17 protein-coding genes, 1 riboswitch and 1 other annotated feature are annotated in these 22,276 nt (G+C 42.1%); of the genes, 14 read left to right on the top strand and 3 right to left on the bottom strand.

Annotation, left to right across the window (positions count from 1 at the left end; all coding sequences use genetic code 11):
• Positions 1 to 14 precede the first annotated feature (14 nt).
• The 3 genes from der to D6855_RS13150 are packed head-to-tail and all read left to right on the top strand — an operon-like array spanning position 15 to position 3,057.
• Positions 15 to 1,343 (top strand): ribosome biogenesis GTPase Der, encoded by a 1,329-nt coding sequence (gene der, locus D6855_RS13160; RefSeq protein ID WP_120741855.1) that lies wholly within the window; start codon positions 15 to 17, stop codon positions 1,341 to 1,343.
• Position 1,344: 1 nt separating this feature from the next.
• Entirely contained in the window at positions 1,345 to 2,022 is a 678-nt protein-coding gene (locus D6855_RS13155) for a glycerol-3-phosphate acyltransferase (protein ID WP_120741853.1), read from the top strand.
• 15 nt (positions 2,023 to 2,037) lie between these two features.
• Positions 2,038 to 3,057: an NAD(P)H-dependent glycerol-3-phosphate dehydrogenase gene (locus D6855_RS13150; RefSeq protein ID WP_120741851.1), complete on the top strand. Its 1,020-nt coding sequence runs from the start codon at positions 2,038 to 2,040 to the stop codon at positions 3,055 to 3,057.
• Positions 3,058 to 3,117: 60 nt separating this feature from the next.
• On the opposite strand, the gene D6855_RS13145 is transcribed toward D6855_RS13150, so the two are convergent.
• Positions 3,118 to 3,678 (bottom strand): folate family ECF transporter S component, encoded by a 561-nt coding sequence (locus tag D6855_RS13145; RefSeq protein ID WP_120741849.1) that lies wholly within the window; start codon positions 3,676 to 3,678, stop codon positions 3,118 to 3,120.
• 64 nt (positions 3,679 to 3,742) lie between these two features.
• Positions 3,743 to 3,840, bottom strand: a riboswitch (THF riboswitch).
• A gap of 105 nt (positions 3,841 to 3,945) precedes the next feature.
• Positions 3,946 to 4,204 (top strand) — a binding site (T-box leader).
• Between the two features lie 59 nt (positions 4,205 to 4,263).
• Between D6855_RS13145 and tyrS the strand changes: the two genes are divergently transcribed.
• A complete protein-coding gene (tyrS, locus tag D6855_RS13140) occupies positions 4,264 to 5,484 on the top strand; it encodes a tyrosine--tRNA ligase (RefSeq protein ID WP_120741847.1) in 1,221 nt (406 codons plus the stop codon).
• A 55-nt stretch (positions 5,485 to 5,539) separates the two neighbouring features.
• Here the strand turns inward: tyrS and fsa are convergent, their stop codons facing one another.
• The gene (fsa, locus tag D6855_RS13135) at positions 5,540 to 6,193 is read right to left on the bottom strand and encodes a fructose-6-phosphate aldolase (RefSeq protein WP_120741845.1); all 654 of its coding nucleotides are present in this window, start codon (positions 6,191 to 6,193) and stop codon (positions 5,540 to 5,542) included.
• 171 nt (positions 6,194 to 6,364) lie between these two features.
• Here fsa and D6855_RS13130 point away from each other — a divergent pair, with 171 nt between their 5' ends.
• Genes D6855_RS13130 through D6855_RS13120 form a run of 3 tightly spaced genes read left to right on the top strand, consistent with a single transcriptional unit; the run spans position 6,365 to position 10,164 of the window.
• Positions 6,365 to 6,802 carry a dUTP diphosphatase gene (locus tag D6855_RS13130; RefSeq protein WP_120741843.1) on the top strand — a complete coding sequence of 146 codons (438 nt, stop codon included), beginning with the start codon at positions 6,365 to 6,367 and terminating at the stop codon, positions 6,800 to 6,802.
• Between the two features lie 22 nt (positions 6,803 to 6,824).
• Entirely contained in the window at positions 6,825 to 8,288 is a 1,464-nt protein-coding gene (gene gltX / locus D6855_RS13125; protein ID WP_120741841.1) for a glutamate--tRNA ligase, read from the top strand.
• Between the two features lie 16 nt (positions 8,289 to 8,304).
• Positions 8,305 to 10,164 (top strand): ATP-dependent helicase, encoded by a 1,860-nt coding sequence (locus D6855_RS13120; RefSeq protein WP_147368149.1) that lies wholly within the window; start codon positions 8,305 to 8,307, stop codon positions 10,162 to 10,164.
• Here D6855_RS13120 and D6855_RS13115 read toward each other — a convergent pair.
• Complete coding sequence (locus tag D6855_RS13115; protein ID WP_120741837.1) at positions 10,098 to 10,457, bottom strand: DUF1292 domain-containing protein; 360 nt, start codon at positions 10,455 to 10,457, stop codon at positions 10,098 to 10,100. The genes D6855_RS13120 and D6855_RS13115 overlap by 67 nt on opposite strands.
• Positions 10,458 to 10,584: 127 nt before the next feature.
• On the opposite strand from D6855_RS13115, the gene D6855_RS13110 reads away from it, so the two are divergent.
• The 7 genes from D6855_RS13110 (at position 10,585) to D6855_RS13080 (ending at position 22,227) form a co-directional block, all read left to right on the top strand.
• Positions 10,585 to 12,600 carry an alpha-amylase family glycosyl hydrolase gene (locus D6855_RS13110; protein ID WP_120741834.1) on the top strand — a complete coding sequence of 672 codons (2,016 nt, stop codon included), beginning with the start codon at positions 10,585 to 10,587 and terminating at the stop codon, positions 12,598 to 12,600.
• Positions 12,597 to 13,841, top strand: coding sequence for a peptidase T (pepT, locus tag D6855_RS13105; RefSeq protein ID WP_120741832.1), 1,245 nt, complete (start codon positions 12,597 to 12,599; stop codon positions 13,839 to 13,841). Before D6855_RS13110 ends, pepT begins: the two co-directional genes overlap by 4 nt.
• A 17-nt stretch (positions 13,842 to 13,858) precedes the next feature.
• On the top strand, positions 13,859 to 15,310 hold the full coding sequence (gene miaB, locus D6855_RS13100; RefSeq protein WP_120741831.1) for a tRNA (N6-isopentenyl adenosine(37)-C2)-methylthiotransferase MiaB: 1,452 nt from the start codon (positions 13,859 to 13,861) through the stop codon (positions 15,308 to 15,310).
• A gap of 75 nt (positions 15,311 to 15,385) precedes the next feature.
• Positions 15,386 to 18,028, top strand: coding sequence for a DNA mismatch repair protein MutS (gene mutS / locus D6855_RS13095; protein ID WP_120742104.1), 2,643 nt, complete (start codon positions 15,386 to 15,388; stop codon positions 18,026 to 18,028).
• Complete coding sequence (mutL, locus tag D6855_RS13090; protein WP_120741829.1) at positions 18,028 to 20,016, top strand: DNA mismatch repair endonuclease MutL; 1,989 nt, start codon at positions 18,028 to 18,030, stop codon at positions 20,014 to 20,016. The genes mutS and mutL overlap by 1 nt, the downstream gene beginning before the upstream one ends.
• The gene (miaA, locus tag D6855_RS13085) at positions 20,016 to 20,951 is read left to right on the top strand and encodes a tRNA (adenosine(37)-N6)-dimethylallyltransferase MiaA (RefSeq protein ID WP_120741827.1); all 936 of its coding nucleotides are present in this window, start codon (positions 20,016 to 20,018) and stop codon (positions 20,949 to 20,951) included. The genes mutL and miaA overlap by 1 nt, the downstream gene beginning before the upstream one ends.
• Complete coding sequence (locus D6855_RS13080; RefSeq protein ID WP_120741825.1) at positions 20,941 to 22,227, top strand: methionine gamma-lyase family protein; 1,287 nt, start codon at positions 20,941 to 20,943, stop codon at positions 22,225 to 22,227. The genes miaA and D6855_RS13080 overlap by 11 nt, the downstream gene beginning before the upstream one ends.
• Positions 22,228 to 22,276 lie beyond the last annotated feature (49 nt).

The raw sequence follows: 22,276 nt of genomic DNA, 5'->3' as shown, positions 1-22,276 counted from the left end.
ATAAAGGATTTTATATGAGCAGAAAAAATATTGTTGCCGTTGTAGGCAGACCTAATGTTGGAAAATCTACATTTTTCAACGCCATGGCTGGCTCAAGGATAGCTATCGTTGAGGATACGCCAGGTGTAACAAGAGACAGAATATATCAGGACGTTGAGTGGCTCAATCACAGCTTTACTCTCATTGATACAGGCGGTATCGAGCCTGATTCCAATGACGTAATTCTTGCGCAGATGAGAGAGCAGGCCCAGATCGCTATTGATACTGCGGATGTCATCATTTTCATGGTTGATGTTAAGCAGGGCCTTGTGGATGCAGATGCCAAGGTTGCAGATATGCTAAGACGCTCTGGTAAGCCCATCGTTCTTTGTGTAAATAAGGTTGATAACTTTAACAGAGATCAGCTTGATGTGTATGAGTTCTATAACCTTGGAATAGGTGAGCCTTTCCCTATCTCAGCTGTAAACAAACAGGGACTTGGTGATCTACTTGAAGAGGTTGTAAGCCACTTCAGCAGGGAATCTACAAGCGAGGAAGAGGATGATTCCATCAAGGTAGCCATAATTGGTAAGCCTAACGTTGGTAAGTCATCCATTATCAATAAGCTTATTGGCGAGAACAGGCTTATTGTATCTGACGTCGCTGGTACCACTAGAGACGCCATAGATACTGAGGTCAAGCACGATGGCAAAAAGTACGTGTTCATTGATACAGCAGGCCTTCGCAGAAAGAACAAGGTCAAGGATGCTCTTGAGCACTACATGATCGTAAGGACTGTAGGCGCTGTTGAGAGAGCTGATGTATGTGTCCTTGTTATAAACGCAGAGGATGGTGTCACAGAGCAGGATGCCAAGATCGCAGGTATAGCCCATGAAAGTGGTAAGGCAGTCATCATCGCTGTTAACAAATGGGACCTTATTGAAAAGGACAATCATTCCGTCAAGGAATTTACCAAGGATATCAGAAACACTCTTGCCTTCATGAACTACGCAGAGATCATGTTTATCTCTGCTGAGACAGGTCAGAGACTGGTTAAGCTCTATGACATGATCGACATCGTAAGTGAGAACCACGCCCTCAGGGTTGCTACAGGCGTTCTTAATGAGATCATGACACAGGCGGTTGTTATGCAGCAGCCACCAAGTGACAAGGGCAAGATCCTTAAGCTCTTTTACATCACACAGGCTTCAGTCAAGCCGCCTACTTTCGTTATATTTGTTAACGACAAGAACTTAATGCACTTTAGCTACACCAGATATATTGAAAATCAGATAAGAGAAGCCTTTGGATTCAAGGGCACTCCACTTAGATTTATTATCAGGGAGAGAAAAGAGGGCAAATAGTATGGAAAGAGTAGTATGTTTACTTATTGGTTACGTGTTTGGGCATCTTCAGACTGCAGTTCTTTATGGCAGGATGAAGGGCGTTGACATCAGAAAGGTTGGTAGTGGCAATGCAGGAACTACCAATACTTTAAGAGTCCTTGGTGCAAAGGCAGGACTCATTGTTCTTCTTGGGGATATGCTCAAATGTATGGCAGCTATTTTAGTGACATACTTCTTGTTTGGAAGGAACACTCCTAATCTTCAGATTCTGTATATGACCTATACAGCCGCTGGAGCAATTCTTGGACATGACTTCCCTTTGCACCTTCATTTTAAAGGTGGTAAGGGTATTGCATGTACTGCGGGATATACAATTCACCTTGGAATCGTATTCCACTGGAGCTTTATCCTGATGGGTGTGATTGCATTCTTCCTTCCACTTAACCTCTGTCATATCGTTTCTGTTTGCAGTCTTTGCTATTACACAGCACTTTTTGTAATGGTTGTTATCTGCGGGCAGAATGGATTCTTCCTGGATAAATTCGGAGCCGTTCCACAGGGAGCGCTTATTGAGGTCTATGTAATTCTTTTCCTTCTTATGGCTCTTGCATATTTCCAGCACAGAGGCAATATCAAAAAGCTCATTCAGGGAAAAGAGAGAAAGACCTATATTTTCAAAAAGAATAAGATCGACTAAACCGGAGGATAAGAATTGCAAAAGGAAATAGGCGTAATTGGTGCAGGCAGCTGGGGAATTGCTCTTGCGTATCTTTTATCTAACAACGGTCACAATGTAACAGTCTGGTCAAGAAGCCAGGCGAGCGTAGATAAGCTTTCTGCTTATCGCGGCAATGAGGATAAGCTTCCAGGGGTTAAGCTTTCTGATTCAGTTAAGTTTACCTGCAGTATGGAGGAAGCAGTTTCCGGAAAAGAGATACTGGTTCTGGTTGTACCTTCAACCAGCGTCAGAGAAACAGTAAGACTCATGGCTCCTTACATGAATAAGGAGGGGCAGGACCAGATAATTGTAAACTGTACAAAGGGTATCGAGGAGTCTACCCTCATGGTAATGAGTGATGTTATCCTTGATGAGATACCTGGAGCTACAGTCTGTGTATTATCCGGACCTTCCCATGCTGAGGAAGTTGGTAAGAATCTTCCAACTACAATAGTTGTCGGAGCATTTAGCAAGGACACTGCCAAGGTAGTCCAGAATACCTTCATGAGCGACGTTTTCAGGGTATACATAAGCCCTGATATGCTTGGAATTGAAATAGGTGCAGCTCTTAAGAATGTAGTTGCCCTTGCGGCTGGTATGGCTGATGGTTACGGACTTGGAGATAATGCCAAGGCAGCCCTTATAACAAGAGGAATTGCTGAGATATCCCGCCTTGGAATGGCCATGGGAGGCAAGTTTGAGACCTTTGCAGGGCTTTCTGGAATTGGAGATCTTGTTGTAACCTGTGCTTCAATGCATTCAAGGAATCGCCGCGCTGGAATACTTATTGGCCAGGGCAAAACCTACCAGGAAGCCATGGACGAAGTTAAGATGGTAGTTGAGGGCGTTTATAGCGCTAAAGCTGCTCTTAAGCTAGCAAGGCAATATGAAGTTGATATGCCTATCGTTCAGGGAGTAAATGAGATCCTCTTTGAAGGAAAGAGTGTTGGCGAGGGTATCAAGGATCTAATGGTCCGTGAAAAGAGAAATGAGAACAGCCAGGTAGACTGGTAATAAAGGTAAAAAAATAAGAACTGACTTCCGCTAATAGGAAGCCAGTTCTTTTGTTTTCATTTAATCAAAATATGGTCTGATAACCTTATTAACAACATTTAAAAGAACATACATGATAAAGCTGTCAATTGGAAGCATTATCGCATTTGATAAAAGTCTTCCTGGAAGGATAGCTGCAATTGCCTGTCCGTACAGCATATTGAGCCATAATGTGTTAAGTATGATGTTGCAGACAATCTTAACAACAAGCTGAGAGAGGACAACATTCCATACCTTAACTGGTTTCTTGTAGAGGAAGAATCCGTAGATGATGGCACCAAGCATTGCTGTAATGGTAAAGCCTGGGAAGAAGTTACCATCGCCAGAAGCAAACCACTTGATGACATCCATTGCTCCGCCAAAGATTGCCCCGATCCATGGACCAAAGAGGTAATCAACTACCTGATTTGGAAGACCTGAAAAACCGATCCTGATGTACTGGCCAACCTTGATCGTAGCAACGTAGCCAAGTACTACTGCAAGAGCACCCATCATTCCGCAGAATGTAAGTACCTTGGTCTCCTTGAGTCTTGATAGGGATGAGAGCTGAGTTTTGCTTGAAATAGCCTGTTCTTTAGACATAAAAATACACCTCCTTTGCAGTTTTCCTATACCACATCGGAGATGGACATTATTCATTCGATGTAGCAGCGGGATGCGACATTAAAACCGCGGATGAAATCCTTCGTCCCAGTGACAACTCCCTGTTCACCAGGCACTTAACGCTCTAACGTCTACTCTGCATTTCTTATTTTTCTACATAATACTTGCTTTTGTCTTTAATTACAATAGCTAATTTATACGAATTATTGGTTGACAATAAAATAAATCAATTTATAATCATTAGATATAAAAGCGTTGATCGGAACAAGTAGTGATCGCAGACTAGCAACAGAGAATAGCCGGTTGGTGAGAGGCTTTAGTATAGAGCGATTTACGAATACCTCCGTGAGCTGCACAGAAGAATGAGTGATCTAGTAAGCTGTGTCGACCATCCGGGGCGTTACATCGGAAGAGTATGAAGCGCGGTTGCGTTAGTACTTGTTGAGGCACATTGCGTGAGTAATGTGTGAATGAAGGTGGTAACACGAATCTTTTCGTCCTTCGTAATCAGTTGATTGCGGAGGATTTTTTTATTCCTTCGCAGAGTATTAAGGAGGTGCATTTATGCAGATTTTTGAGGAATTACAGGCAAGAGGTCTTATTGCTCAGGTTACTAATGAAGAAGAGATCAGAGACCTTGTAAACAACGGAAAGGCAACTTTCTACATCGGCTTTGACTGCACAGCTGATTCACTTACAGCTGGTCACTTCATGGCTCTTACTCTTATGAAGAGACTTCAGGAAGCAGGCAACAAGCCAATCGCTCTTATCGGCGGTGGAACAACTATGATCGGAGATCCTTCAGGAAGATCCGATATGAGAAAGATGCTCACAAGAGAAGACATCGATCACAATGCTGAGTGCTTCAAGAGACAGATGGAGAAGTTCATCGACTTTGGTGAAGGCAAGGCTATGATGGTAAACAATGCTGACTGGCTTATGAACCTTAACTACATCGAACTCCTTAGAGAGGTGGGAGCATGCTTTTCAGTTAATAACATGCTCAGAGCTGAGTGCTACAAGCAGCGTATGGAGAAGGGACTTTCATTCCTTGAGTTCAACTACATGATCATGCAGTCTTACGACTTCTACTACATGTTCCAGAAGTACAACTGTAACCTTGAGTTTGGCGGAGATGATCAGTGGTCTAACATGCTCGGTGGTACAGAGCTTATCAGAAGAAAGCTTGGTAAGGATGCGCATGCCATGACAATCACTCTTCTTACTGACTCTAACGGTAATAAGATGGGTAAGACAGCAGGTAACGCTGTATGGCTTGATCCTAACAAGACATCACCATTTGATTTCTACCAGTACTGGAGAAACGTTGGCGATGCTGACGTAGATAAGTGCATCAAGATGCTTACATTCATTCCTATCGAAGAGATCCAGGAGATGGAGAAGTGGGATGATTCCCGCATCAACGAAAAGAAGGAGATCCTTGCATTTGAGCTCACAAGCCTTGTACACGGCAAAGAGGAAGCTCAGAAGGCACAGGACGGAGCAAGAGCTCTTTTCGCAGGTGGCGGAAATATGGAGAACGTTCCAGCTGTATCCCTTAAGGAAGAAGACTTTAGAGACGGTGCAGTAGATATCCTTCAGGTTCTTGTATCTGCTGGTCTTTGCGCAACAAGAAGTGAAGCAAGAAGAGCTGTAGAGCAGGGCGGAGTTACTTTTGCTGACGAGAAGGTAACAGATGTTAAGGCTACATACTCAAAAGAGACTTTCGCTGATGGCGTAATGGTCAAGAAGGGCAAGAAGTCATTTAAGAAAGTAACATTCTAAATAGCATAATAATAAGGGCTGAGAAGTATTTCTCAGCCCTTTCTTTATGGAGTAATCACTCACCAAATACTGCGAGGTAGTCTTTCTGGAATTTCTCAATACCAGCATCTGTAAGAGGGTGATGAGTCATCTGCTCAATTACCTTGTAAGGAACTGTAGCGATGTCAGCACCTGCAAGTGCGCAGTCTGTAACGTGCATAGGATGACGGATACTAGCTGCGATGATCTCTGTCTGGATGTTGTGGATGTTGAAGATCTCAGCAACTTCAGAGATAAGATCTGTTCCTCTAACGCTGATGTCATCAAGTCTTCCAAGGAAAGGACTAACGAATGCGGCGCCTGCTCTTGCACAAAGAAGAGCCTGGTTGGCTGTGAAGATAAGTGTCATGTTAACCTTGATTCCTTCCTGTGAAAGAACCTTACAAGCCTTAAGACCTTCTACTGTCATAGGAATCTTAACAACCATGTTCTTGTGAAGCTTAGCGATCTCTCTTCCTTCAGCGATCATACCCTCAGCATCAGTTGTTGTTGCCTTAACTTCGCCGCTGATAGGTCCGTCTACGATAGAAGCAATCTCTTTTACAACTTCATAAACATCTCTGCCTTCCTTAGCAATAAGAGAAGGGTTTGTTGTTACGCCGCAGATAACACCCATGTCATTGGCTTTTCTGATTTCCTCAATATTGGCTGTGTCTACAAATAACTTCATTTTTACTCGCTCCTTTTTAAGTTCGTGAATTAGTTTCCGTATCTATAATAGCATTATTTTTTCAAATGACTACACCCAATTTGTGCGGTGTATTAACTATTTATTTGTGTTTTAAATATATTGATTTTTGTGGTATTATGTATAGACGGCTAAAAAAGGAAGGGCTTTTGTATGGAAAAGAAAATTAAGATTAAGTATTTTGATGACAGACTTGAAAAGCTTGAATACATCGATGGTAAGTCGGACTGGATCGATCTTAGAAGTGCTATTGATGTGGACCTTAAGCAGGGTGAGTTTAAGCTGATCCCACTTGGCGTAGCCATGGAGATCCCGGAAGGATATGAAGCTCACGTAGTTCCAAGAAGTTCTACCTTTAAGAATTTCGGCGTTATTCAGGCCAATCACATGGGCGTTATCGACCACTCATACTGCGGAGATAACGATCAGTGGTTTGTTCCCGTTATTGCAATGAGGGATACGCATATTGGCTTTAATGACCGTATTTGCCAGTTTAGAATAATGGAGAACCAGCCAACAATTCTTTTCGAAGAGTGTGAGCACCTTGATGGCAAGGACAGAGGTGGATTTGGTTCTACCGGTACAAAATAAAAGTTAATGTTAAGGAGTAGAAATGGTTAAGATTCGTACAAGATACGCACCAAGTCCAACTGGTCGTATGCATGTCGGCAATTTGAGAACAGCTCTTTATGCTTATCTTATTTCCAAGCATGAGGGTGGAGATTATATCCTTCGAATTGAGGATACAGACCAGGAGCGCTATGTAGAGGGTGCTACAGAGATTATCTACAACACACTTAAAGAGACTGGTCTTATTCATGATGAAGGTCCAGATATCGGAGGTCCTGTTGGCCCATACGTTCAGAGTGAGCGTCAGAAGGCTGGCATTTACATGCAGTATGCCAAGGAGCTTATCGATAAGGGACAGGCATATTACTGCTTCTGTGATGAGGAGAGACTTAAGACTCTTGTCCAGAAGATAGAAGTAGATGGTGAGGTAAAAGAGATCAGTGTTTACGATAAGCACTGCCTACACCTTTCACAGGAAGAGATCGACAAGAATCTTGCAGAGGGCAAGCCCTTTGTTATCCGTCAGAACAACCCTACAGAGGGCACAACTACATTCCACGATGAGCTTTACGGAGATGTAAGCGTTGAGAACAAAGAGCTTGATGACATGATCCTTATCAAGTCTGACGGCTATCCAACATACAATTTTGCTAACGTTGTTGATGATCATCTTATGGGAATCACACACGTTGTTCGTGGTAATGAGTACATCTCATCATCACCTAAGTACAACAGACTCTATGATGCTTTTGGATGGGAAGTTCCTAAGTACATACACTGTCCACTTATCACAGATGAGGATCACCACAAGCTCTCTAAGAGATCCGGACATTCTTCATTTGAGGATCTTATCGAGCAGGGCTTTGTACCTGAGGCTGTAGTTAACTTTGTAGCTCTTCTTGGATGGTCTCCAGATGATAATACTGAGATCATGAGCCTTGAGGATCTTATCGCCAAGTTTGATTACAAGAGGATCAACAAGTCCCCAGCTGTATTTGACTATACCAAGCTTAAGTGGATGAACGGCGAGTACCTTAAGAAGATGGACGATAAGCTCTTTTACGATCAGGCGCTTCCATATCTTAAGAAAGCTATTACTAAGCCTCTTAATCTTGAGAAGATCGCTTCTATGGTCAAGACCAGAATTGAGATCTGGCCTGATATTGAAGGAATGGTAGATTTCTTTGAAACTCTTCCAGAGTACAGCACAGACATCTACTGCCACAAGAAGATGAAGACTGATAAGGAGTCATCACTGATGGTTCTTAAGGAAGTCCTTCCACTTCTTGAAACTCATGAAGATTACTCCAATGATGCTCTCTACGAGATGCTTTCAGCATATATCAAGGAAAAAGAGTTTAAGAACGGATTTGTTCTCTGGCCAGTAAGAATTGCTGTATGCGGAAAAGAGATGACTCCTTGCGGAGCAACAGAAGCTATGGAGATCCTTGGAAAAGAGGAGACTATAGCAAGAATCAAAAAAGGAATTGAACTTCTTGAAAAATAATATAAATGCCTCGCAGATGAAGGCTATTATGCACGCTGATGGGCCGGCAATCGTACTTGCTGGCCCTGGAAGCGGCAAAACCTTTGTCATTGTCCGAAGGCTTTTGCACCTTATTGAACATGGGGCAGATCCTTCGAAGATTCTGGTAATTACTTTTACCAAACTATCTGCAATTGAGATGCAGATCAGATTTCTAAAACTGACGGATAGTTCTTATCCTGAAGTATCTTTTGGAACTTTTCACTCGGTCTTTTATCAGATCATCAGAAATAACAGTTCTTATTCAGATTCCAGGTTAGAAATAGCAACATATCAATTTAAGATTGAAGTTTTAAGGGATATCCTTGCGCATTTAAAGGCAAGAGGCAATATCACAAGTGATGAGTATGATGATGGAATAGAACAGATTCCTGATATCCTGTCTGAAATTTCAAGGATAAAAAACCTTGATATCAGCCCAAATGAATGCCTTGAAAGCATCAGCTTAAAAAGAGTGTTTAAAAACATCTTTGATGGCTATAATAAGCGTCTTAGAGAGTTTGGCAGGATCGATTTTGACGACATGATAGAGCGCTGTTATGAACTTCTTGCAAATAATTCATCCCTTAGAAACTTGTACCAGGAGCGGTTTAAGTACATCCTAATTGATGAGTATCAGGATATAAATCCCATGCAGTATAAGGTTGTAAGGCTCCTTCTTGGGGAAAAGAAAAATCTCTTTGCTGTAGGTGATGACGACCAGTCCATATATGGATTTCGTGGATCCGATCCTCAGATAATGCTTGATTTCATGGAAACCTTTAAAGATAATGGAGCATCCATGATAAATCTTGATATCAACTACAGATGCGGTTCTAAGATCCTGGGTGCTGCCACGAAGGTAATAAATGATAATACCGTCAGATTTAAAAAGAATCTAAGGGCCAGTGAAACAAATGGAATTGGCGGAGTTTACGGAAGATGCTATGAATCAAGGCAAAGACAGATGGAAGCAATAGCAGATTTTCTGTCAAAGCATATGAATGAACTTGATGAAATAGCGGTACTTTTCAGAACAAATAAAGAGGCGAAGAGCCTTTTATCTGTCCTTAACGCCAGGAATATCCCTACAAATATTGATAACCAGGCTGTATCTGTATTTGAGGACAAGGCGGTAAAGTGTATCTTAAGCTATATCTCTTTTGCCATAAATGGAAGTAAAAGAAGCGACTATCTTAAGATCATCAATGTACCCATGCGCTATATTTCAAGGGAAACAGCCAGTTCTGACGTCGTAAGAGAAAAAGATGTGACCAGGTTTTACAGTGATAACTACAAGAGACTTAAGGCTGTCAAAGACTTTTTTGCCTGTATCAATATGATAAGGCATCTTAGGCCTTCACTAGCTGTCAGGTATCTTAGGAAAACAGTTGGAATAGATAAACATTTTTTAAGTAGCCTGGAAGCGCTGGATGAGTTTGAAAAGATGGCGGCAGGATATGAGACTTTAAAAAGCCTTCTTGATAACGTGAACGTGGAAGAGACGACCAGAAAACCAAAGATGATTTCCGGAGGATTAAAGGTAAACCTTCTGACCATGCACGGCTCAAAGGGACTTGAATTTAAATATGTCTGGCTTCCGGATTTAAATGAAGGAATAATTCCAAGTAGAAGTGCCACAACAAACCTTCAGATAGAAGAAGAGCGCCGCATGCTCTATGTGGCCATGACCAGAGCAAAAACGGCGCTTATAATGTCATATATTAAAGGGAATAAGGAAAATCCAATGCTTCCTTCAAGGTTCCTAAGGCCTATTAAAGACCTCTGGAATCAGACTTCTTCAGATCCTTCTTCTGGAAGATCGATGAGTTCATCAAATTCTACATCGTCTAAATAGAGGTCGAAAGCTTCTGAAACGGCCTCATATTCATCATCATCCTCAATATTGCCAAGTTCTGGCTCGGCATTAGGACCACTTAATATAAATTCATAGAACCAGACGTTTCCGTCATTGTTCTGACCGTTCTCATCCAGTGGAAGAAGAACAATGTAATCCTTGGAATTGACTGTCAGGACGATAATAAGAGCACAGGTAACAACCTGTCCTTCATCAAGCTCTATATCTACAGTTGTCTGCTCGCCATTCTCAATTTTTGTGTTCCAGTCGATAGCGTTTTTGGAAAACTCCATAATAGCCTCCCTTATGATACTTTTTTTCTTTTATAATACCATAAATATCAGCTCTTTTGGGTGCATAATAGGTATAAATGTGGTAAAATGTACGGGCGTGTAACTACATGAAGGAATCAGGTGCAAAATGACGTCTAAACTAGTGTTAACCAGTGAAAAGCCATATCCTTTAGGGTGCTATATCGATTACGACAGAAATCTCGTGGTAAGAGCAGTTTTTGGTGATAACGAAAGATGCGGTATCACACTTTACCCTAAAAGCGGCAATAAGAAGCTTAAACCTCTCAAAATTGAGATACCAAAGACTCTTAAGAGGGGAGATATTTATTCTGCAAGGATTTGCGGTATTGAGGATATTGCAGAATATGAATCCTACAACTATTTTGCTGATAGTGACGTTTTTTGCGACCCTTACGCCAAGCAGTTCTTTGGTCTTGAGAAGTTTGGCAAGGATGTACCTGATGATCAGATAAGAGCCAAGCTTGATAATAAGGCTGACTGTAAGACTTCCAGAGATACCTTTGACTGGAAGGGGGATGAACATCCATTTATCCCTTATGAGGACAGCTTTGTATATCTTTTACATGTTCGCGGTTTTACAAAGAGCCCAAGTAGCGGCGTTACAGCTTCTAAAAGAGGAACCTTTAAGGGAATCCTTGAGAAGATTGATTATCTTAAGTCTCTTGGCGTTACAGCTGTTGAGCTTATGCCAGCCTATGAGATGAACGAGATTGAAAACCCTTATAAGTCATCGGATGCCAGGAGCATTAAGGCTTCAGCAGAAAAGAGCGGGTTCCTTTATTCCAAGGATGGCAGTATCTCAAATGAAGCCTCTGTTAATCTGAAGCTCAATTTCTGGGGCTACAAAAAGGGCTTTTACTTTGCACCAAGAACAGCTTACTGTGAAAACCCATCTGATGCAGAGAATGAGTTTAAAGAGTTTGTTAAGACCATGCATAAGAACGGCCTTGAGGTTATTATGCAGTTTTATTTTGATGAGCATGAAAATGGGACTCTCATCATGGATGCCTTAAGATTCTGGAGATGCACGTATCACGTGGATGGTTTCCATCTTAAGGGCAGCATCATTCCAATAAGACTCATAACCAATGAACCACTGTTTACTGATATCAAGATCTGGAATGAGTGGTTTAACTACGGCGAGATCTTTGAAGGAAAAACTCCTTCCTTAAGGCTTCTTGCGGACTACAACAATGCATTCCTGTACAACTCAAGAAGATTTTTAAAGAGCGATGACAACGTTGCTTCAGACTTCTTAAAGAGTATGATCGCCAATGGGCCTGGTCACGGAATCATCAACTATATCTGTGACTACGAAGGCTTCAGGCTTGTTGACCTTGTTTCCTATGAACACAAGCACAACGAGGAAAACGGCGAGAACAACAAGGATGGCACAGACAACAACCTTAGCTGGAACTGCGGTATTGAAGGCAGAACCAGAAAGCACGAGATATTAGATCTTCGTACCCGTCAGATCAAGAACATTCTCACAATGCTCTTTATGGCCCAGGGTACACCAATGATCTTTTCCGGTGATGAGTTTGGTAATTCCCAGGATGGTAACAACAACCCATATTGTCAGGACAATGAGACAGGCTGGGTTGACTGGAAGGCCATGGACAGGAACAAAGAGATACTTGATTATGTTAAGTTTCTGGTTGGTCTAAGGTTTAAATACAGGATCCTTCATGAGCAGGAACCATTTAAGCTTATGGACCATATTTCCTGCGGATTTCCTGATCTTTCCTGCCATGGAAGAGAATCCTGGAGACCAGATCTTTCAGGGCATTCTCATATGCTTGGAATGCTGTTCTGCGGACTTTACGAGCAGAATGAGCCATTTATCTACGTCTGCTACAATATGAACTGGACCTGCCAGGAGATGGCGCTTCCAAAACTCCCTGAAGGACTTAAGTGGAAGCTTTTATCAGATACCGATAAGAGGGGATTAAAACCAGAAAAGCCTGCAGCAAAGGGCAAGAAGGCACTTCCAATGACTTCCCTGGAAGAAGCTAATAAGGCCTTTACTGAGCTTATGGCAGACAGATCCGTAAGGATATATATTAGCGAAAAAGACAGCTCTTTTTCCAGGAAAAAACAAAGTAAAAGGAAGACAAAATGAGCAACATTGATGTAATTGAAAAGTTTCTAAGATACGTTAAGATAGATACCCAGTCTGATGACACGACAGGGACATCTCCATCTACCATGAAGCAGCATGATCTTGCAAAGCTCCTTTTTGATGAGATGAATGCTATTGGCGTAAGTGACGTCTATTACGACAGGGAACACTGCTATGTTTACGGTGTAATACCTGCAACAGAAGGTTATGAGAATGCTCCAAAGATCGGATTTATATCCCATATGGATACATCCGATGAGGTAAGTGGCAAGGATGTTAAGCCAAGGATCGTTGAGAAGTATGACGGAGAGGATATAGTTCTTTCTGCTGATGGCAAGGTAGTTCTTTCTCCAAAGAGCTTCCCTGAGCTTAAAAACCACGTTGGTGAAGATCTTATCGTAACTGATGGTTCTACACTACTTGGGGCTGATGACAAGGCGGGCGTGGCTGAGATCATGACTATGGCTGAGACTCTTTTAACTGATAAGTCAATTGCCCATGGCCCTATAATGATCGCATTTACTCCTGATGAAGAAATTGGCGCAGGAACAGCGTTCTTTGATATTGACAGATTTGGTGCGCAGTACGCTTATACAGTAGATGGTGGCAAGCTTGGAGAGCTGGAGTACGAAAACTTCAATGCTGCTGAGGGTGAGATCAAGGTAAATGGAAGATCTGTTCATCCTGGAGATGCCAAGAATAAGATGGTCAATGCATCTTTGCTTTGCTATGAGTTCCATTCACTTCTTCCTGCATTCCAGAATCCTATGTACACAGAAGGCAGAGAGGGATTCTTCCATCTGACTGAGATCGAGGGTGCTACAGAATCTGCTACAGCTTCCTACATCATCAGAGACCATGATGAAGCTCTTTTCAACCAGAAAAAAGACTTGTTTAAGGCTGCAGGAGAGTTCCTTAACAAGAAATACGGAGAAGGCACTGTTGAGGTGTCCATAAGAGATCAGTACTTCAACATGATCGAGAAGATACGTCCTCATATGCACCTTGTAGACAATGCCAAGAAGGTAATGGCAGGTCTTGGTATCGATCCTATCGATGTTCCAATTAGAGGCGGCACAGACGGGGCTTCACTTTCGTATAAGGGTCTTCCATGTCCTAACCTTTGCACTGGCGGATACAACTACCATGGCAAGTACGAATATGCTTCAATCCAGGAGATGAGAAAGGTTGTGGACATTCTTCTTGGACTTGTAATGATATATAAAGATTTTGAGATTTAATAGAAAGAGTTTTAGTAATGAGTATTAACGTTTTAAATAGCAATAAAAACGAGGTTACAGATGCTGAGAGCTTAAAGCAGCTTGAATTTATTGAACAGGCAAAAGAGAAGGTATCTGCCCTTGAAAAAGAGCTTGGCAGAAAGCCTACAGCCTGTGTTGTGACCTTTGGCTGTCAGATGAATGCCAGGGATTCAGAAAAGCTCCTGGCTACTTTAAAGCTTGCGGGCTATGAAGAAGTTGAGACTGAGGATGCGGATTTTGTAATCTACAACACATGCACCGTTAGAGATAATGCAGACCAGAGAGTATTTGGCCGCCTGGGACAGTGCAGCAACCACAAAAAGAACAATCCTCACATGAAGATTGCTATCTGCGGCTGTATGATGCAGGAGCAGGGAGCAGTTGAAAAGATACAAAAGAGCTACAGATTTGTTGATCTTATTTTTGGTACCCATAACATCTATAAATTTGCTGAGCTACTTAATACCTGCCTCGATTCAGACAGGATGATAATCGATATCTGGAAAGAGACTGATAAGATCGTTGAGGATCTTCCAGTATTTCGTAAGTACCCCTTTAAGTCAGGGGTCAATATTATGTTTGGATGCAATAACTTCTGTACCTACTGCATAGTTCCATATGTCCGCGGACGAGAGCGCTCAAGAGCTCCTAAGGACATCATCAGGGAGTGCGAGAAGCTTGCAGCTGATGGCGTTAAGGAGGTTATGCTCCTTGGACAGAACGTAAACTCTTACGGTCTTGATTTTAAGGATGATGATCCAAACAAGATCTCATTTGCAAAGCTCCTTGAGATGGTCTGTGAAGTTGAGGGCATCGAGAGAGTAAGATTCATGACTCCTCATCCTAAGGATTTCTCAGATGAACTTCTTGAAGTTATTGGCAAGAATGAGAAGATCGCAAGACACATCCATCTTCCTCTTCAGTCAGGAAACACTGAGATCCTTCGTCGCATGAACAGAAAGTACACCAAGGATGATTATCTTGCTCTTGTGGATAAGATCAGAAGAGATCTTCCAGATGTTGCCATCACAACGGATATCATTGTTGGCTTTCCTGGTGAGACCTCTGAAGCTGTTGATGACACTATTGATGTTGTTAAGAAGGCGCATTTCAATAATGCCTTTACCTTTATATATTCCAAGAGAACAGGAACTCCAGCTGCTTCCTTTGAGGATCAGGTTCCTGAAGAACTGGTAAAAGAGAACTTCGACAGGCTCCTTAAAGTGGTTCAGGATGAGGCAAAAGAGCAGACCTTAAAGTATGCTGGCCAGACTCAAAGAGCCTTGGTCGAGAGCGTTAACGACCATGATGAGTCTCTTTTGACAGGAAGACTCTCAAACAATACGCTGGTACATTTCCCTGGTAGTAAGGAACTTATCGGAGATTTTGTCGACGTTAAACTCCTTGAGTGCCATGGATTTTACTACGTTGGGGAATTAGTAAAGTAATCTTTAGAACAGGGGAATTTTGCCGTGGGAAATACCACGTTGTTAGATGAAGTAGATATAGAAAAAGTATCACCAATGATGCAGCACTACATCCAGACCAAGAGGGAGTACAAGGACTGCATCCTGTTTTACAGACTTGGTGATTTTTACGAGATCTTTTTTGACGATGCTCTTGTGGCATCTAAAGAGCTTGAGCTTACACTTACAGGTAAGGCCTGTGGACTAGAAGAGAGAGCGCCCATGTGTGGCGTTCCTTTTCATGCTGTGGAGAGCTATTTAAACAAGCTGGTTTCAAGAGGCTATAAAGTGGCTATCTGTGAGCAGCTTGAAGACCCTAAGCTTGCAAAGGGCATTGTAAAAAGAGATGTAACCAGGATAGTAACTCCTGGCACAAACCTTAACATGCAGTCCCTTGAAGAGACCAAGAACAATTACCTGATGTGTATCTTTTATTCTCCAGACTCCATCGGAATCTCTGTTGCTGACGTAACAACAGGCGATTTCTATCTTACAGAGGTGGATAGCCTTAGAAGCGTCATGGATGAGACCTACAAGTACTCACCAACAGAGATCATCTGCAACAACGCTTTTGAGTTTAGCGGCGCAGATATGGACGAGTTCAAGAACAGGCTTCAGATCTTTATCAATCCGCTGGATTCTCATTATTTTGATGAGGACCAGTGCAAGAAGCTTCTCATGAAGCATTTTAAGGTTTCATCACTTATCGGTCTTGGTATTGATGACTTCCCAAATGGAGTTGTTGCTTCGGGAGCTCTTCTTCAGTATCTCTATGACATGCAAAAGTCTGAGATCAGTAACATAACCCATGTTTATCCATACCTTACAAGCAAGTACATGCTTCTTGACAGCTCCACAAGAAAGAATCTTGAGCTTGTTGAGACTATGAGGGATAAGCAAAAAAGGGGAACACTTCTCTGGGTTCTTGATAAGACCAAGACTGCTATGGGAGCGAGACTCCTTAGAAGCTTTATTGAGCAGCCTCTTATCGACAAGGAGGAGATCCTTCTTCGTCAGAACGCTGTAGAAGCTCTTGTTAAAGCTGTAGTTACAAGAGAAGAGATAAGAGAGTACCTTGGACCTGTCTACGATTTGGAGAGGCTAATGTCCAAGATCGTATTTAAAACAGCTAATCCAAGAGATCTTCTGGCTTTCAGGAATTCCATCAAGATGATCCCTGCTGTTATTACAGCACTTCTTGATATCCAGGGAGTTCCAGGTATTGAGAAGATATCAGAAAACCTTGATCCTCTTAAGGATATTTATGACCTTATTGATCAGTCCATCGTTGAAGAACCTCCACTTACCATTAAGGAGAGTGGAATCATAAAAGAGGGATTTGATGCAGATATCGACCACTTCAGAGAGGCTGGAACAAACGGCAAACAGTGGCTTGCTGGAATGGAAGAAGAGGAAAAAGAAAAGACCGGTATCAAGAACCTTCGTATCAAGTACAGCAATGTATTTGGATATTCCTTCGAGGTTACAAACTCCTTTAAGGATAAGGTTCCTGAATACTTCATCAGAAAACAGACCCTCACTAATTGCGAGAGATATACAACTCCTAAGTTAAAAGAGCTTGAGGATACAATTCTAAATGCCCAGGACAAGCTCAATAACCTTGAGTATGAGATGTTCTGCAAGATCAGGGATTCAATTGCTCTTGAGATCGACAGAATACAGGCTACAGCAAAGGCTCTGGCCCTGCTTGATGTTTATGCATCCCTTGCATACGTGGCTGAGAGAAACCGCTATGTTAAGCCAACCATCAATGATAAGGGCATAATCAAGATCAAGAATGGCCGTCATCCTGTAGTTGAGAAGATGCTTGATACAGCTGATATGTTCATAGCTAATGACACATATCTCGATAATAAAAAGCATTGCATCTCTATCATCACAGGTCCCAATATGGCTGGTAAATCCACATATATGAGACAGACTGCGCTGATATCTTTGATGTTCCAGATTGGCTCTTTTGTCCCTTGTGAGAGCGCTGATATGTGCGTTGTTGACAGGATATTTACAAGAGTTGGAGCTTCAGATGACCTTGGTAGCGGACAGTCAACCTTTATGGTTGAGATGAACGAGGTAGCTAATATCCTTAGAAACGCTACTCCTGATTCTCTTCTTATCCTTGATGAGATAGGACGAGGAACTTCAACATACGACGGTCTTGCAATAGCATGGGCTGTTACAGAGCATATCAGTAACCGCAAGATACTTGGAGCCAAGACTTTATTTGCAACCCATTACCATGAGCTCACAGAGCTTGAGGGCAAGATGGACAACGTAAACAACTACTGTATCGCCGTAAAAGAAAACGGCGACGACATTGTCTTTTTACGTAAGATCGTAAAGGGCGGTGCTGACAAGAGCTACGGTATTCAGGTAGCCAAGCTTGCAGGAGTCCCTGATATGGTCATTGACAGGGCAAAAGAGATCGTTGCTGAACTTACAGATAACGACATAACTGATAAGGTTCAGGCCATAGCAAGAGATAATAAGAGCGACAGAAAAGTAAAAGTTACTCACTATGACGAGGTAGATACAAACCAGATGTCTCTCTTTGATACAGTTAAGGACGAGGATGTGCTTAAGCGCCTCGAAGAGATCGATATAACTACCCTTACGCCGATGGATGCTTTAAATACTCTTTATAAGCTCCAGAGCGACCTTAAGAACAGGTGGAAAAGTTAATGGCAATTATCAATGAGCTTGATAAGAATACAATAGATCAGATAGCTGCTGGTGAAGTAGTTGAGCGTCCTGCCAGTGTTGTTAAAGAACTGGTGGAGAATGCGATAGACTGCGGAGCAAACGCCATTACAGTTGAGATAAAGGGCGGCGGAATTGACATGATCAGAGTCACAGACAATGGCTCTGGTATTGAAAAGAGTCAGATCCGCAAGGCCTTTAAGCGCCATGCGACAAGTAAGCTTACATGCATTGATGATCTGTATTCCATTCATTCTCTTGGATTTAGGGGAGAGGCTCTTTCCAGTATTTCATCTGTTGCCCAGGTTGATCTTATTACAAAAACTGCTGACGAGCTTGTGGGAACAAGATACTGTATAAATGGCGGTGAAGAGGCTGCTTTTGAGGATATTGGAGCTCCTACAGGAACAACTCTCATTGTTCGAAATCTCTTTTACAATACTCCAGCAAGAAAGAAGTTCCTTAAGACAGCTCAGACTGAGGCCAGCTATATCGGGGATGTGATGGAGCACATGGCTCTTGATAATCCCACAATCTCATTTCATTTTATAAATAACAAGGACGATAAGTTCTCAACTTCAGGAAATGGAGACCTTAAAGAGATCATCTACAGGATCTACGGAAGAGACATCTCAGTAAGTCTCATACCTATAAATGTATCTGATAAGGATATGACCCTTGAGGGATATCTTGGTGAACCTGTACTTAACAGATCCAACAGAAATTTTGAGATTTTCTTTGTTAATGGCAGATACATCAAGGATAAGGTTATGAGCAAGGCTCTTGAAGAGGGCTACAAGGAATATCTTATGCAGCATAAGTTTCCTTTTGCAGTTCTTCACCTTCGCCTTGACCCTGCAAATGTTGATGTTAACGTGCATCCGGCCAAGATGGAAGTTCGTTTTGGTAACCAGCCACAGCTATATGAGTTTATAAGGTCAAGTGTTGAATCGGCTCTTAGAAATCATGAGATGATTCCAGATGCTCTTTTATCTGAAAAGGATGATGAGGCTGCGGCAAAAGAAGAGATGGCTTCTTTTGTAGAAGCTGCGGAAACGCCATCTGACGATGGCGCCAAGGTGCAGGAAAAGGAAACCGTTAAGGAGCAAGCTCCTGAGCCCTTTGAGACTCTTAGATTTGAGGAGCACAAGATCAGCAAGGACACTCCTGTATATGCAAGAGGGGTAAAGTCTGAGCCAATAAAGATCGAAGATAGCAATAAATCGGCAGTATGGACCAGGATCTTTGGGGATTCAGACGGCGCAATTGCTGAAAAGAACGAGAATGTTTCTCCTATAATTAAGTCTGAGAATGCCATAGTAGTTGAGAAAAAGCCTGTTCAGCTGGATCTTTTTGAGGAGAAGGTTCTTACAAGAGACAATGTTAAGGACTATGAGATCTTAGGGCAGCTCTTTGGAACCTACTGGATCATCGCCTATAAGGACAAGATGCTTCTTGTGGATCAGCACGCAGCCCATGAAAAAGTCAACTATGAGCGAATGATAAAGAGATTTAAATCCGGGGAGATGCTCTCCCAGATGGTAAATCCACCGGTTATCGTTGCTCTGACAAGCGCTGAGGAGGAGCTTTTCCTTAGCTACAGACAGTATTTTGAAAAGCTTGGATTTAATATTGAAAATTTCGGCGGAAGAGAATATGCTATGAGAGCTATTCCGATAGATCTCTTTGGCTGTGAGAATGAAAAGGATATGTTCATTCAGATACTGGATGAATTGTCTCACGAGACCAGCCTTGACAGAACACCGGATGTAATAAATTACAAGATTGCCAGCATGGCATGCAAGGCCTCAGTTAAGGGCAATACCAGGATGAGTGTTATGGAGATGGAAGCTCTTTTAGATGAGCTTTTAACCCTTGATAATCCTTACAACTGCCCGCACGGAAGACCAACCATTATATCTATGACCAAGTATGAGATTGACAAGAAGTTTAAGAGAGTTGTTGAGTAATGGAAAAGCAAAAACTTATTGTGCTCACTGGTCCTACTGCAGTAGGTAAGAGCAAACTATCAATTGAACTTGCTAAACAGATTGGCGGAGAGATAATCTCCGCTGATTCTATGCAGGTGTATAAATTCATGGACATCGGAACAGACAAGATCAGTCCCGAGAAGATGGGAGGCGTTCCTCACCACCTTATCGACTTTCTTGATCCCCATGAGGATTTCAATGTCTTTGTTTTTCAGAAGATGGCCAAGGAAGCGATTTCTGATATATCTTCAAGAGGCCATGTTCCGATCATTGTTGGTGGAACTGGATTTTACATTCAGGCTGTTCTTTATGACATTAATTTTACAGAGACAGATGAAGATCAGACCTATAGACATGAGCTTGAAGAGAGAGTTAAGAAGGAAGGCTCTGACGGCATTTTTGAGGAGCTTAAAAAGATTGATCCAGCATCTGCTGAGATCATCCATGCCAATAACTCCAAGAGAGTAATAAGAGCTCTTGAGTATTATAAAAAGACAGGACGACCTATTTCAGAACACAATGAGGAGCAGAGGCAAAGAGAGTCGGCCTATGATTTTTCCTACTTTGTCCTTACAGATAAGAGAGAAACGCTATATTCAAGGATAGAAAAAAGAGTTGATCAGATGATAGAAGAGGGTCTTGAGGATGAAGTAAAGCGTCTTATGGAGATGGATATACCTAAGGACGCCACATCCATGCAGGGACTTGGATACAGAGAGATGATAGGCTATCTTGAGGGAGAATATGACCTTGAAAGAGCAATCTATCTCATAAAGAGAAACACAAGGCATTTTGCCAAGAGGCAGCTTACCTGGTTTAAACGAGAGAGAGATGTTATCTGGATAGATAAAAACGAATTTGATCACAACGATGAACTTATAATGAAAGAGATGTTAAGGATTTATGGAAAGTAAGATTTACGAAGAACTTGGAATTTCAAAAGAAGTATTTGAATTTGGTGAGAATATACTGAATTCATTAAAGGACAGATTTGCAAAGATTGACGAAACTGCGGAATATAACCAGCTTAAAGTTCTTAAGGCTATGCAGGAAAACAAGGTTTCTGAGGCATGTCTTCTTGGAACAACAGGATATGGCTATAACGATCTTGGAAGAGAGACTTTGGAAGCTGTTTATGCTTCAGTTTTTCACACTGAGGATGCTCTTGTAAGACCTCAGATTACATGTGGAACTCATGCTCTGGCACTTGCTCTTATGAGTAACCTTCGCCCTGGAGACGTTCTCTTTTCCCCAGCTGGAAAGCCCTATGACACTTTGGAAGAAGTTATAGGTATAAGACCATCAAAGGGTTCTCTTAAGGAATACGGAATTGAATATGTTCAGACTGACCTTCTTTCTGATGGAAGCTTTGATTATGACAGGATCAAAGAGGTTCTTTTGTCTAATGACAAGATCAGGCTTGCAACTATACAGAGGTCTAAGGGTTATCAGACAAGACCAACATTTTCAGTTGAGAGAATTGGAGAGCTTATTAAGTTTATTAAGGAGCTGAGACCTGACGTTATCTGCATGGTAGATAACTGCTATGGCGAGTTTGTTCAGAGGAATGAACCTACAGATGTAGGCGCTGATATGGTTGTGGGTTCTCTTATCAAGAATCCGGGCGGCGGACTTGCTCCAATTGGCGGATATATCGCTGGTAAGAAGGAATGCGTTGAAAATGCAGCATTCAGGCTCACTTCTCCAGGACTTGGAAAGGAAGTAGGAGCTTCTCTTGGAATCCTTCCTCAGTTCTATCAGGGATTTTTCCTGGCACCAACTGTTACAGCTTCAGCTCTTAAGGGCGCAATTTTTGCTGCCAATATCTATGAGAAGCTTGGATTCGCAGTGATCCCTAATGGAAGTGAGGAGAGATTTGATATTATTCAGGCTGTTACCTTTGGTAAACCTGAGGGCGTTATAGCATTTTGCGAAGGAGTTCAGGCTGCAGCCCCTGTAGACAGTTTTGTTACACCTGAGCCATGGGATATGCCTGGATACGATGCACAGGTCATAATGGCAGCCGGAGCCTTTGTTTCAGGCTCTTCAATTGAGCTTTCTGCAGATGGTCCTATAAAGGAACCATACAGTGTATTTTTCCAGGGCGGTTTAACCTGGCCTCACGCTAAGCTTGGCATATTAAAGACGCTCCAAAGTCTTGTGAATAAAGGGATTGTTGTGTTACAATAAATTGATTACGGTTAATTATATTCTCTGATTTGAGAATAATTTAAGGAGG

The organism is Butyrivibrio sp. CB08 (genome assembly GCF_003625485.1).
GTDB lineage: Bacteria > Bacillota > Clostridia > Lachnospirales > Lachnospiraceae > Butyrivibrio.
This window is presented reverse-complemented; position numbering and strand designations above follow the sequence as displayed.